Origin of the sequence: Candidatus Phytoplasma asiaticum (assembly GCF_015100165.3) — a bacterium.
Classification (GTDB): domain Bacteria; phylum Bacillota_I; class Bacilli_A; order Acholeplasmatales; family Acholeplasmataceae; genus Phytoplasma; species Phytoplasma citri.
This window is the reverse complement of record NZ_CP097206.1, coordinates 18077-33411: the sequence shown is the minus strand read 5'-3', so window position 1 is coordinate 33411 and position 15335 is coordinate 18077. Positions and strand designations below refer to the sequence as shown.

The following is a 15335-nucleotide window of genomic DNA, read 5'->3' as shown; positions in this document are numbered from 1 at the left end:
AGAAAAAAACTTAATCATGTTTTAATTAATATAATCTTCCTAAAATGATATAAAAATGAACAATTCACATAACTTACTCAATAATTATATTCGTTAATATCTTCATTTTTATCTTCTGTATTAGAAGAATCACTTTCATCTCTTAGAGAAGCTTCATCATCGTCTAAAACTGTATCATCTATATCTTCTAAAATTTCACGATCAGCTGTTTCATCTGTAGAGATAAAATCTGAATCGTTTTCTAATCGAAAATCATCATCCAAATTATTAGAATATTTTAAATCTAATAATTCAGGATCAATATCAGATTTTTCTTCATCTGCATAATATTCTTTATCCCATAAATCTAAATTATCAGTTTTAATCCCCCATAAATCTTCACCATGAAATACAAATAATCCGCTAACAACAATATCCGAATACAATTGCAAAAAACGTTCTTGTTGTAAATCTTTTATTTTTTTTATTTGAAAAACCTGTTCTATTAATTGATGAATAGGCATAGGTTTTTGATTTTTTTGCAAAATATCTAAAGCCAATTCTAACATAGAATATTCTAAATAATTTTGATTATTACTTGTTTCGTTTATCATAATATTTCCAATAACCTTCTTTTTTGTATTTTTTTAACAATTATTCAAACTATTAAACTTATAAATATTCATAAAAAAACATCCATAATAACCAATAATGTTAATAAGCGATATTAAAATAAAATTAACTCCAAAAACTTCTAATTGACAATTATTAAACTTCTAAATATTCCGAAGCTCTTGTAATAACATCGCGAGAAGCTTTATCAACCTGCTGCAAAACATTATTAAAAGATAATAAAATACTTTCTTGTAATAGATCTAAATTTTGAAGAATTTGAGAATTTTGAATACGTACATCAATAACTTGTTTAGTTCCTTGCATCACAATCATTACATCACCCACACAAGCGGTAAACTCTCTAGATTCTAATTTTTTTTGCTCATATTTAATAGATTCTTGAATTCTTTTTAATTTTTCGAACATATTACATTCCGTTCCTTATTCTAAATTATGATTTTAATCCGTCAATCACTATATTATAACTACAATAGGAACAAAATATTAAAAAAATTGTCTTATTTATCATTTTGATCTAACTTTATCAATACCAAAATATTCAATAGCTAACTGAAAAAATTGAGTTTTTTCGGCAAAATTATTAGAATCATCAGAGACTAATAATTGAACATTATTCGACGAATTAACATTAGAATTTATTAAAAAATCATGTTGAGACGTAAATGTAGCATGTTTTAAATAAAAATTAACATCCAATTTAGACAATTCAGAATCACATATATAACGATTTTTTTGATATTGTTCAAAAAGAGGAAATAATTTTTGTTCCCAATCTTGATACAAAATTACAAAATACTCTTTCATTAATTTTTTTTTGTTATTTAAAATAGTTTTTATTTTATTTTTAATATGCGGTTTAAGTAATTGTTGATATTCTTGAGTATTATCGCAAGCAATTAACCATTCTTTAGTTAAATTAATTAAACACAATTTACTTTTATATAAACACATAGCAGCCATTTCCAAGTTTTTATCAGAAATTTTGGTTAATTTATGCCAATTTTTCCATAACTTTTGAGTCATAGATAAATCAGGAGTTATTAAAATTTGTTTGATACCATATAAAAAACTATCTAATTTCTCAGAATTAAAAGTATTATCATTTGCGCGTTCAAAATCCAAAACACTAGAATTTGTTGATAAACTAATATTACTTAAAGAAGAAGTTGTTAAGATCTTGGGAAACGACAATAACTCTCTTTTAGGCATAACATTTTCTAGATTAAACCGGTTATTATCAACATAAGTGATATTTTGATTATTTAAATTACCTTTTTTTTTATATGACATTAAAAATTCTTTCAAGCGAATGAAATTGATAATAAAATATTTTTTTTTATGAAAATTATGTTTAAGATTATTTTTCCAAGTAAATAAAAAAACAAAAAATTGATCTTTAGAATTAATATCTAAATTTTTAAATATTTTTTTAAAATTATTATCATCATCTTTCCATTCTTGAATAAATAAAGTTAGAAAAAAATCTATTAAGTCTTCCATAAAAAATAAAATATCTACATGAGGATGCAAAAGATTTTCTAAAAAATCAATCATCGTAACAAAATCGCCATATAATAAATAATTCATTAATTCATTCATTTTATGTTTCGGAACTAATCCTAAAATTTTCGAAACTTCGTCCGAACCGATATGACTATTATGATAATAAGTGCTAACTTGTTCTAATCTATTTAGGGCATCTCGCATGCTACCTTTAGAAAAAATAGCAATTTGATACAAAGCATTTTCGTGAATATCAATATTTTCTTTAATAGATATAAATTTCAATTGTTTTACTATATCTTCTGTTGTAATCTGCTTTAATCCGAAATGTTGAGTACGCGAAACAATAGTTTTAGGAATTTTATTAAATTCACTTGTAATTAAAATAAAAATAATTTTAGCAGGTGGTTCTTCTAATAATTTTAACAAAGCATTAAAAGCATTATAAGATAAAACATGAACTTCATCGATAATGTAAATTTTATATTTGCCAAAAATAGGTTTATATTTTGAAGTATCTTGTAATTCTCTAATTTCATCTACACCATTATAAGAAGCGCCGTCTATCTCAATTAAATCAAGATTGTTTCTTTGATTTATACTTATACAAGATTTACATAAATTACAACAATCAAAACTAGAATCATTAGAACAATTAATAGCTTTAGCTAAATTTTTTGCTAGGGTTGTTTTTCCTACGCCCTTATCCCCGCTAAACAAATAACAATGATTTATCTTACAATATTGAATAGCATTTTTTAAAGTTTTAACAATAATATCTTGGCCAATAATATTTTTAAAATTTTGAGGCCTATATTTACGATATAAAGACAAATAATTCATAACTCGACAACACCTTTTTTATTTTATTCTGTTAATTTTGCTTGAATTTAGATAATTATAAATTATTATCGGAGAATTAATTGAATTAATTTCTATTTTTTAATTATTAAAAAATTAGAAAAAGAGATATCATTAACTATAATTCTATAATACAAAGGTTTAATAGAATAAAAATTCATTAATTTTGAAGAATATAATAAAATTAACATTAATCGAGATAAATCTTGAGGTTTTTCTAAATTAATATCGGAAGCTAAATAATAATTTTGATTAAATTTTAAATTTTTAACAAATTTAAGAATATTATTTTTAGTATAAAAAAAATCTTTCTTTAATAAACAATTTTTTTTATTTTTTAATAAATTTTTTGATTTTTCCGATATTAAAGTTAATTTACTAATAACAAAATTTTGTTTAGAACGGCGAGGTTTATAAAAGGAAAATTGATCTAAATTACGAATATAACTCAAATTAAATAAATAATTATATTCAAAAACATGATCATGAATCAATCTAATACCACGAAGCAATAAGTTTAACAAATTATCGTTTTTATTATCAAACAATAAAATTCGCTGACAAATAATTTGTAAATATTGTTCGTTTTTAATATCAATAATTTCTATTAATCTATCGGCAATTTTTAAATTCAATTTCATTTGTTGAATTTGTTCTTTGATTATTTCAACATTTTCTTCTAAAGTTTTTTGATTAATAAGACATAATTGTTCGCTTAAAGATTTTACATAAATATGATAATCTTCCAATTGATTTAAAAATAAATTAATATATCTACGATATTTAAAAAAATTATCTGATGTTTTTAACCAATAATAAGAAGAATCAAAAAAATTTTTTTTATAATTCCTTAACAATTGGGATAATAAAAGTTGTGTGTTTATGTAGTTTTTCGAATTTAACAAATTATAATAAAAACGATAAATATTAGACTTTAAAATTTTTAATTTCCACAAAATATTTTGTGTTTTAATTAAAGCTTCATAAAAATTAGCATAATTTTTTTCTATTAACAAAGATTTTAATAAAGCATAAATACTATAAATATTACCGATAGATTCAGGTTTTACTTGATTTACAGTTTTTTTAAAAAAATGAATCATTTCTAAACTATAATCAAAAAAACTTAAACAATCATTATTGTAACCAATTCGTTCTTCACCAATCCATCCATATTTTTTTAATAAATAAATAATTTTGGAAGCTTTTTGTTTAGAATCAACTGAAACTTGTGAATCAATTTCATCATCCAAAAAGAAATTATTTTTATTAAAATAGTTTTCCAATACAGAAATGGCTAAATTTTTATTAATATATCCATCAAATTCGTCATTTGCTAAATCTGCTAATAACAAAAGACAATCTAAATAAATTTCTTTATTAGAAGAAGATAATAAATTAAAAAAATTTAATGGTAAAATATCGAATAAATTATACGACATATTTTAAAATCCAAAAAACCTTTCTAATTTATTTATTTTATTATCGAAAATATTAATTTATGGAACTTATTATCAAATTTGTTAAAATACATTGTCTAAAATTATATAAAATATAAACAAATGTTAAATAATTTAACTTAAATAAAGGATTAAAAACAAAATGAAAATTAAAACTATTAGATCTTTCGATCCCTATCACCAAATACCGATTAAAATTTGGCAAACAATTTTTCAAGAAATTCGATATACCCCTTCCTCTTTTGATTTACAACCGTGGCGTTTTTTTATAATTACTAAATCTACAGATAAAGAAAAACTAAAAAAATGCATGATAGGAAATATCCCGCAAATCACAAATAGTTCTGCTATCATCATATTATGCGGAAATATTAATAAAGTCCAAGATGCTTCATATATTTATAACAATAAACTAAAACATAAAAATATCTCATTAATCCAAAAAGAAATTATTTTAAAACAAATAAAAAAACATTATCATAACATGAATCCGCAAACATTAAAAAATGAAATTTTTTTTGAGTGCGGCTTAATTGCCTGTAATCTTGTTATTACTTTACAACATTTTAATTATAATACTTGTTTTATGGGAGGTTGTTATTTTGATAAATTAAATGAATTATTCAATATAGAAAAAAAATACATACCTATTATTCTAATAGCTGTAGGTCAAAGTAATACAAAAGATAAAATTGAATCTACAATAAATAAAAATATCGGAAACTCAATACCATTTAAACTAACTATAAATGATTTTGTTAATTTTTTATAAATTTCATTTCATTTGTTAAAATAAAATTTTTTTAAAAATATATAAATCATAAATACCTCCACAAGTTTATAAAATTTATAAAAAATCCCAAAATTATTAAAAATAATATTTAGATTATTTAAAAATTACTTATAAAAATAAATTCAAATTTATATATAATTACTTTTTAAAGAAAAAAAACCTTAAAAAAATCAACAATATAATCTGATTTTTTTAAAATAAAAATATCTCTTATTTATATTTTATTAAATAAATATCAATTCATTAATAAACAAATTATAAAATTTTTTTAACTCATAAAAAATAAAACAATAGAAATCAAAAATTTGATTTTTTATAAATATTAAATTTTTAAATTTAATTTAAAAAATTTATCAAAATATCCTTAATAAAATAAAAAATTTACAAAAAAAATAATATAAATGGTGGAGATGAGGGGATTCGAACCCCTGTACAAAATTAATCAGTTTTATTTGTTGTACATAATTATTTTGTTTTATGGGATCAAAAACAAACAAAAAATATTTAATAATTGTAAAAATAAAAAATAATTAATTCAATAATATAATATTTAATTTTTTAAATATCTAATTAATAAATAACCTAGATATCTCCAAAATTAATTAATAAAGCAAAATCAAAAATTATATAAATTTAATTTGCTTACGCTGTTGCGCGAGCCATACCCAAATTTTTTGCATAATTAGCAAAAAAATTGTTTTTATTTTTATATTCATTTTGACTAATTTTATTTTCTTTATTGCCGTTTATTAAAAACCTCGAACGTTTTTACTTGCGCAACCAAGTTATGACAAATAAAACCTTTTAATTTTGGCGAAGCCAATAAACATCCCCATTTATATTTTAATTTAAAAAAAAATATAATCAATAAAGAAATATTGATTAAATTTTTTTAATTTTAGGTAATAAGGATGATAAAAATTCACTCTTCAAGTTGTGTAAAAAAATAAGAGATGATTGAACAAATTCTAACCAATAGTGTAATAATTTATCATAATTAGTGATAACAGTATCTTGGGTTGAAATTTTATGAATTTCATATATTGGTTTTTGACTTTGAAGATAATCTTCTGTATTATGTACATCATCAATTTTTCTAGTATTATATTCCAGTTTTTTTTTATAAAAAGGTTCATTTTCTACAGCTTTTTGATATAAAAGAGTCCCACATAAAGCTATACAAATATTAAACATAATAAAAAAAATAATATTAAATAATTTGAAAAACATAATATAAAACCTCTTCAGAATATTTGAAAATAAAATTACAAGAACAAAATATATTTGATTTTAATTATTTTATTTAATACAGATAGATTAATTGTATTTTATACAACGATTTATATTTGTTGTTTTATTTACAATCAGCCCCCGTCCAAACCGGAAAAGCAAGTTTCCAAGTATCCAGCTTTCAATAATTTACTCTCTTACGAGAACTAATTTCAATTCACGGTTGATTAGCTATTTATTCTTATTGTTCTTATTCTTTCTGATATCATGTATTTGCTGATTGGTTATTTTGCGATGAAAATATTTACACAATACCTTTGTTCTTTTATTCATGATCCTTGGGTGATTCGCGTTGCGAATAGTCCCAATGTGATTAATTTGAAGTGGGGTTATTTTATCGCAATTATCACAACGTTCCGCTTTCAAACGGTCAGTTAAGATTCGTACGACCTTAGAATATGTATTTTTTGATGGTAACATCAGGATTTTCCTTATAGTTACGCATTTTTTTAATTCTATCCCGATAATAGTTAACCCATGGTTCATATTGGGTTTTTATTTTATTAATATAAGGGATAGCCCAAGTTGAAACTATATTGAATTTATTTTGAATTCTGGCAATTGACGTCTTCCGTTTCCTTGTCAGTGTTTTCAAACAGCTATATTCAGCTAGATAACTTAAATAGGTCAACATAGCTAAAGTATCGGATATATCTCATCAATGGTTTTATTATCAATCCCGGAGGTACCCGCGCCTTCGTTAGCGGCAATTTTATTAAATGCGGTTAACGTATTATAAAAGTTATTCATTCCTTATTGTAGTTCTCTTTTTAAAGAGTAGCCATTTGATGAACAATATTGAATTTTATCCCGTGTTCGCCAAAGTTTAGTTTCTATTGAAACCGTTGTTGACATAGTATATCAATCCCTTTCTTGATGCCACTGAATAAATAGTAAATTACTTTCTTCTTTCGCCCTATAAGAGTGATTAACTCTTTTCTCGGTAAGCCGATTAACTAAATTATTCCAAATTTAGGTTTACCCTTACGACTACTAAAAAGATTCTTTATCCTTGACCATCCAGACTTTCATTTCCAGATTAGTAAACTTAATTACTTAGTTTTAGGATTCTCCAAGTTACACTAAATTTCGACCTTAATTCCTTAGGGGAAGTATCCTCTTTAGGAGGCTGATTCCAGGTTTTTCTGATAAACTACTCAATACTCGTACCTCATATTAGTAGGATCTGGACTGTTCGTTTCAGCAACTTTCGAGACAGGTTTGTTAAATACCTCAATTTTTCCTTCTTAGGCCATCTCAGGCTTGCCCGTAGAATTATTTGGTGGCGGCGTCTTCTTGACTAATTTGCTTTCGTCGCAACCCGCTTTTATGGTCTGCTCTAATCTGACATTCTTTCGTTTGCTAGACCGACCATCTCCTTTCAGAGTTTATCAACCCTGGCTATTGGTTAGATAGCACGAAATTTAGGCCTCTTTGGCGCACTTTCTAATAACATAAAGTTTTTAAAAAAGAAACATCTTCATAAAAATTGGAATTATTTAAAACACCTTAAAGTAGCTAATTGCAACAAACTAAAAGGTTTATTGTAATGAGGATTAAAATAAGAATCAATAGAAAATAAACTTTCAACAGTCATCTGTTTTTGAATACACAAACTCAAAATATTGATTTGTTCCAACAAATTAGATTTAGATAAAATTTGACCACCTAAAATTTTTTTAGTGTCTTTTTCAAATATAATCTTGAAAATAACTCCATTATAGTCAGGCATAAACTCAGGTTTATCAGCATCTTTAATAACTTCAAAATCATAATTTAATTTCAATCGTGAAGCCACATATTCCGTAATTCCTGTAGAAGCAATATTGAGTTCATATATTTTAATAGCGCTAGTACCTTGAACTCCAGAAAATGCTATTCTATTATTTTTAATATTTAAACCTACAATAGTTCCTGTTTTAACAGCATTTGTAGCCAAAGGAATGTATTTATAATCCATTAAAGGATTATATAATACATTAATACAATCACCACAAGCATACACATCAGGATGAGAAGTTTGTAAAAATTCATTTACAATAAAAGCACCATTAGGTGATGTTTTTAAATAATTATGAGCAATACTGGAATTAGGAACGAAACTAATACATAAAATAACCATTTCTGTAGCAAAAATATCTTTATCAGTTTTTACATGAGTAACTAATTCGTTTTTAGTAACAAATTGAGAAACTTTTTGTCCTAAAGCCAAATGAACATGATTATTTATAAATTGTTGTTGAGCAGGTTCAGTAAATTCAACATCTAAATATTTAGACATAATTCTATCTTCAGCATCAATTAAAACAACTTTTTTGTTTTGCAAAGAAAAAGCTTCAGCTAACTCAACGCCAATATAACCAGCACCTATAATAGTAATATTGTTAACATTATGGGCATATTTAATAATTTCATTCGCATGCTCAAAATTTTTGCATAAAAACAAGTTTTTAGAATTAATTCCTTCTAATTTAGGAATTACTGGCCAAGAACCTGTAGATAAAATCAATTTATCAAAATAATCAAAAAATTCTTCATTAGTTTTTAAATTTTTAACACAAATTTTTTTCTGATCAAAATCAATCTGTAACACTTCATGTTCTAAACACATATTTATCCCCAACGCAGACAATTCTTGGGAATTAGAATAAAATAAACCTTTTTTATCTTGAACAACTCCACCAATATATAAAGCTATACCGCAAGATAAAAACGAAACATTATCATTTCTTTCGTAAACAGTAATATCGATATTATCATATGGATAAGTTTTTCGAATAGTTTTAACAGCTGCAGTACCCGAATGAGTACAACCGACCACTATAACTTTCATCTTTTCATTCATTAATATCACCTTTTCATCTATTAAAATTATATTTATAAGTTTCCGTGATTTTAGTTTTTATAAATAATTAATTATAAAAGATATACAATTAAATTATAACATATATAAAAAATTAATTTATAATTTAAAATTAACAAAGTCTTATTCTAAAGGTAATTGTTTAATTAAATTTAAATCATGAAATTTTTTTAAAATTGTTTTATTCAATTTAACTCGTTTTTCAAAATCTTGTTGTGTAAATAATTTTTCACCACGTGCTTTCACAATATTATTGGCCCCTACTTGACCTAAACCATCAATAGTAATAAAAGGCATAATTAAAGAATTGGATGATAATTCCATCACAAATAGATTAGCTTCGGATTTATTCAAATCAATAGGTAAAAAATTATAACCTCTATCTTTCATTTCTTTAGCAATTTTTAAAGTATGCAATTTTTCTTTTTGAACTAATGTAAGTTCTTTTTTAGATTTTTCATCAATAATTTTTTTTAAATTATCACACGCCAAAATCATATTATCATAATCAAATTGCGACACTCTAGTAGAAAAATACCCTTTATAAAAAAGTAAAGGAGCATGAACCTTAAACCAAGCTATTCGTAAAGCCATTAAAACATAAGCAGCAGCATGAGGTTTTGGAAAAAGATATTGAATTCTTTGTAAAGACTCGATATACCAATCATCCACATTATGATCACGCATTTTTTTAGATAAATATAACCATTTTTGTTTATCATGATTTTGTTTTCCCTTACGAACCAATTCCATAATTTCGAAAGCCATTGATTTTTCTAAACCTTTAGAAATTAAATAATTTAAAATATCATCACGACAAAAAATAATTTCATCAAAAACAACACATTGACCTTTTAAAACCATATTCTTGCAAACAGACAATGAAAAAGGAAATAACCTAATATATTCATTATTCAAATTTTCTTTAGATTGACATTTATCAATATCGTCTTGATCTTTTTTTATTGAAGTTTTGATTTTCAAAACTTCATTTACAAGTGACTCTTTGATTTTCTGAAAATTATTCACCAAAAATTCTTTAATGTGAATTTTCATTAAATTTATAATATTTATAATATCTAAAATTCTATCACATAAAAATTTTTTAGATAATTTTACAAAACAATTTAAAAATTTGTTAAAATCATTTATTGGATCATTACCGCTAATATTATTTTTAATTAAAATTTCTTCAAAATTTTTGTTTAAAAAAAATTCGATTTGAAAACAATTTGATTTCGTAATATCTTCGCTTAATTTGTTTAAAATTTCCTTTAAAAATTGTGACTCATTTTCAATATTACTTTTTTTTAAAATTTCATTCAACAATTCCTCGCCACTATTTTTAATTTTATTTAAATATTCAACAATCTTATGATAATCTAAAATTTGTTTATAACCAATATTTAGATCAATAATATCTTTAATTTTGTCCTGATGATTTTCTAAAATACCAAATGCTTTTATAAATTCCGTGTTTTCTAATCTATTAATTGAAGAAATTTTTTCTTCACGAAAAACATAAATTCCATATTCAAAACAATCAGGAATTACTTGTTTAATGTGATCTTCGAAATAAGTATTAATTCGATTTATCATTTTATCATTAAAACCATCATCAACAATATTTTTAATAGATAAATATCGATCTTGAAAAATTAAATTAGCAATGTCCAAAGGAATATCAAAAGGTACATACCTTTCCAAACAACCAAAACCCTTGGATTTTAAATAATCTTCAAAATACTCACGATGAAAAAACAATATTTTTTGAGCATTACCTGACCAAACACCAGTACCATGTGATAAACCTGATACTTTCACTAAATTAGAAAAATTAAATTTTTTTTCTTGTAAATAAATGTCTTTTAACATCTTGATAACAAAATCTGTACCAAATTCAGGAATTGCCTGAGAAATTTTACAATCATCCTGATTAGCAAAAATTTCATAAACTTGTTGATCATCGACAGGAATATCTTGGAATCTACTAAAAGGGAATTTAGAAGGATTTTGAAGAACATCATCCATCAAAAACTTAATCAAAGTAGGATCATCATGGCCCAAAATATCCAACTTAAATAAATTTTTTTCTAAAGCATGATAATCAAAATGAGTGGTTTTCCATTGCGAAGAAACATCATTAGCAGGAAACTGTATAGGAGTAACATCATATATAGATATTCCACCAGGAATAATAACAATTCCACCCGGATGTTGACCTGTAGAACGTTTAACTCCTTCAATCATTGAAATTCTACGTTCTTTTTCGTCCTTGCGGATATTAACATTTTTTTCTTCCATAAAAGATTTAATATAACCATAAGCATTTTGTTTAGCAACTGTTTGAATAGTTCCAACCCGAAAAACACAATTTTCCCCTAACATTTCTCTTAGATAATTATGAATTTTATTTTGATAATCACCAGAAAAATTTAAATCAATATCTGGTTTTTTATTACCATCAAAACCTAAAAAAGTTTCAAAAGGAATATCCTGACCATCTTTCACGAAGAGTTGATTACAATAAGGACATTTCTCTTTTGGCAAATCATAACCAGAAAATATATTTTTAATTTTTTTTTGATATTGTTGTATATCTACAATAAAAGGCCAAGATCGAAAATAATTGTTATATTCGAATGTTAACGTTTCAGTTATGCTCATTTTCATAATAGTATATTTGCAAATAACACAACGATAATGAGGAGGTAATGGATTAATTTCGGTAATACCTAAAATATTAGCTATTAAAGAAGCTCCAACTGAACCACGAGAGCCTACTGGATAACCATCTTCATTAGATTTTTTAACCAATAAATAAGATAAATAATATATTGCTGCAATATTATTAATTTCCAAATTATCTTTAGGTGCAATTACAGATAATTCTTGTTCAATCCTATATTTGATACTAGGATGTAATAATTTTCCATACAAATTAAAAATTTTTTCATTAATGATATTAAGAATTTCTGACCTAATGCTAGAAATATTTAAACTCTTAGCAAACATATTATCAGGAATATTAAAAAGTTGATTAGAAAAAAATTGAAATTTTTCGATTTGTTGATTTAATAAATGAGTATTATTAATTACAACATCTTGTTTCAATTGTTCATCATTAATAAAATCAAAAGCATTTAACATTTCTTTAGTAGTTAAAAAATAATTATCAGGTAAACAATGCGGATCTTCATACTTTGAAAGACGGTGTATACCGCCACCAATTAATTTCGCATTAATATAAACTTCACGTAAAACTTTTTCGTAAGGATATAAATAATGAACATCTCCTGTTGCAATAATAATTTTATTTTGTCTTTGAGCTTCTTTAATAATTTTCAAAATAATATCTTGAATTATAACACGACCGTATAAATTGTCATTTTCAAATTTTTTAGAACCATTCAATTCATGCATAATATGACGATATGCGTTAGGTGGTTGTACCTCAATATAATCATAATATGAAATAGCTTGAGCTAATTCATCATCATTTTTATATAAAGCAATATTAAAAACATTACTATCAAAACAACCACTACCAATTAATAATCCTTCTCTATATTTTTCAAAATTAGATTTTAATAAACGAGGTTTTTTCAAAAAATCTTTAGTTAAAGCATCACTGATTAATCGAAATAAATTTTTATAACCTTTTTTATTTTTTACCAAAACATTAACATGGTAAGGTCTTTCCCATTTAATATCCAAAGCACCTTGCAAATCATAAAAATTTAATATTTGTTGTTTTTCTAATATTTCTAACATTTTTAAAAAAACAAAAGCAGTAGCTTTAGCATCGAATAAAGCATTATGATATTGACCTTCTGAATCAAGTTTAATTTTCAAAGATTGAACAATTTTTTCTAAAGAAAAAAATTTTAACAAATTATTCAAATGCTTTTGAGCTAAAGCCAAAGTATCAATAATAGGTAATACAGGCCAAAATAAACCAATTTTTTTAGATACTTCTTGCAAAAATTCAATATCAAAACTAGCATTATGAGCTACTAATGCGCAATCCGAAAAATCTGTAATAAAATCTAAAAAATTCGGAAAAATTTCTTTAATATGAGGTTTTTTTGACAAAATTTCATTAGAAATATTGGTTAATTCCTGAATAGAATCATTAATCTTTATATCTTTTCCGGGATTAATTAATTCATTAAAATATTGGACAATTTTACCATTTTTAATTTTTACAGCAGCTATAGAAATAATCCGGTCCCTAGTTTTAGAAAAACCAGTTGTTTCAATATCTAAAACCACATAATTATAATTTTTTAAAAAAAAATTCGAAAATTTATTTAAATTAATTTCTTGATTAGTAATAAAAATTGGTTTTTCTTCGACAAAATTCAATTCTACTCCTACAATAGCTTTAATATTTTTATTAGAAATATATTTAGAAATTTCGGGAAAAGCATATAAACCATCATGATCTGTAAAAGCAATAGCTTCATGACCCCATTTTTCAGCTAATTCTATATAATCTTTAGCACTAGTAATAGCATCTAAATTGGACATTTTAGTATGAGTATGAAATTCAATACGTTTAGTCCCTGAATAATCATCTAATTTTATTTTCGATTTTAATTTACAATAACGAACTAAATCAAAATAAAGTCCTTTATCTTTTATAGAATTTTCTTTAATCGAAATTGTAGCTAATATTAAACTGTCCGCGGGTACATCGCTTAAACTAAAATTTTTTTTATCAATATTAAAATAATTTGACCATTCAATAATCGAAATTGAATCTTGATGACTATTAGGATCTACTAAATAAAATCGAGTTTTTTTAGGATCTTTTTCTCCATATTGGACAAAACATTTTATTAATATTCTATTTATACGCAATTTATTAACGAATAATTCGAATTTCTTTTTAAATTCATTTTCATCTTTATTTGCATCATCAATAAACGGAATTTCTGAAAGCAAATATTTTTGTTCAGGAATCTGTTCTAAAATTTCAAATGTTTCTAAATCTTCTAAATTATAATATTTTTTTTTAACAATTTTAATGGTAATTAATACTAAAACTCCTTCGGGTAACAAATCAATTAATTTTTGAGATTTCTTTGTTTTTAACCAGTGATTAATTACTATAAAATCTACCTTAAAATTTAAATTTGATAAAAAATTTTTAGGATTGACTAATTCAAATCCGATTTTATTCCATTTTAAATCACGATATTTCACATGATGTTGCACATAACCCAACAAATTTTTAATTTCAATCGGACCACAATCACTTGAAATTAATTTTTCTATCTTTTTAAGATCTTCAAAAGTAGAAATTAATTCAAATTTAAATTCAAATTTATATATTCGCATCATTAAATCTTGTAATTGAGATAATTTTAATTGAAATTCTTTTAATTTATTATAATATTCTTTTGTATCATTTATCTTTTTATAAAAATGTTTATCTTTAACAAATAAACATTTTTTACGATCAATATAAATAAAAGGAGTTTTACGAAAACAAAATACTAATTCTTTATCTATATTCGGATCAATCAAAAATCTATCTAACATATATTGATAATGTTTTTTCCAAATAGAATCATCCTTTAACAGATTCCAATTTAGAATACGAAAATGCACATTAATTGTAGGTTGTAATTGTACAAAATTTTCTAAATCTTCACTTAATTGTTTTAAAAAAAATTTTTGAAATTCTTTTTCAAAACATTCAAAATGTGTAGTTTCTTCAGGATATTCTTCTATTTGGAAAAAACAATCCCAACTATTCGTTTGTTTATCATTAACCACAACTTCTATTAATGGAAAATTTGGAATATTTTTATTTTTAATAAATTTTATAAATTTTGAATAAAGCTTCATTATCAATCTCAACTTAATTTTAAGTATTTATTTTTAGTTTATTATTGGAAAATTTCATATATAAAGAAAAAAAACATGAAAAATTTCATGT

The 15335-nt window shown here is 23.7% G+C and carries 10 protein-coding genes; 1 reads left to right on the top strand and 9 read right to left on the bottom strand.

All coding sequences use genetic code 11. The features are described 5' to 3' along the window. Positions 1-77 precede the first annotated feature (77 nt). The 4 genes from rpoE to H7686_RS00110 all read right to left on the bottom strand — a co-directional run bounded on the left by rpoE (position 78) and on the right by H7686_RS00110 (position 4421). Complete coding sequence (rpoE, locus tag H7686_RS00125) at positions 78-593, bottom strand: DNA-directed RNA polymerase subunit delta (protein ID WP_193621775.1); 516 nt, start codon at positions 591-593, stop codon at positions 78-80. A gap of 154 nt (positions 594-747) precedes the next feature. Next, positions 748-1020: a YbaB/EbfC family nucleoid-associated protein gene (locus tag H7686_RS00120; RefSeq protein WP_078122998.1), complete on the bottom strand. Its 273-nt coding sequence runs from the start codon at positions 1018-1020 to the stop codon at positions 748-750. 99 nt (positions 1021-1119) lie between these two features. Continuing rightward, entirely contained in the window at positions 1120-2961 is a 1842-nt protein-coding gene (dnaX, locus tag H7686_RS00115; RefSeq protein ID WP_193621774.1) for a DNA polymerase III subunit gamma/tau, read from the bottom strand. 92 nt (positions 2962-3053) lie between these two features. Further along, complete coding sequence (locus H7686_RS00110; protein WP_193621773.1) at positions 3054-4421, bottom strand: Wadjet anti-phage system protein JetA family protein; 1368 nt, start codon at positions 4419-4421, stop codon at positions 3054-3056. 160 nt (positions 4422-4581) lie between these two features. Between H7686_RS00110 and H7686_RS00105 the strand changes: the two genes are divergently transcribed. After that, positions 4582-5211 (top strand): nitroreductase family protein, encoded by a 630-nt coding sequence (locus H7686_RS00105; protein WP_193621772.1) that lies wholly within the window; start codon positions 4582-4584, stop codon positions 5209-5211. A 903-nt stretch (positions 5212-6114) separates the two neighbouring features. Here the strand turns inward: H7686_RS00105 and H7686_RS00100 are convergent. The 5 genes from H7686_RS00100 to H7686_RS00080 form a co-directional block, all read right to left on the bottom strand. Beyond that, positions 6115-6462 (bottom strand): hypothetical protein, encoded by a 348-nt coding sequence (locus H7686_RS00100; protein WP_193621771.1) that lies wholly within the window; start codon positions 6460-6462, stop codon positions 6115-6117. Positions 6463-6693: 231 nt separating this feature from the next. After that, on the bottom strand, positions 6694-6942 hold the full coding sequence (locus tag H7686_RS00095) for a hypothetical protein (protein ID WP_193621770.1): 249 nt from the start codon (positions 6940-6942) through the stop codon (positions 6694-6696). Continuing rightward, positions 6914-7156, bottom strand: coding sequence for a hypothetical protein (locus H7686_RS00090; protein WP_212304271.1), 243 nt, complete (start codon positions 7154-7156; stop codon positions 6914-6916). The genes H7686_RS00095 and H7686_RS00090 overlap by 29 nt, the downstream gene beginning before the upstream one ends. An 861-nt stretch (positions 7157-8017) precedes the next feature. Continuing rightward, complete coding sequence (locus H7686_RS00085; protein WP_193622024.1) at positions 8018-9355, bottom strand: FAD-dependent oxidoreductase; 1338 nt, start codon at positions 9353-9355, stop codon at positions 8018-8020. A 153-nt stretch (positions 9356-9508) separates the two neighbouring features. Next, entirely contained in the window at positions 9509-15244 is a 5736-nt protein-coding gene (locus tag H7686_RS00080) for an exonuclease domain-containing protein (RefSeq protein WP_193622011.1), read from the bottom strand. Positions 15245-15335: the final 91 nt, after the last annotated feature.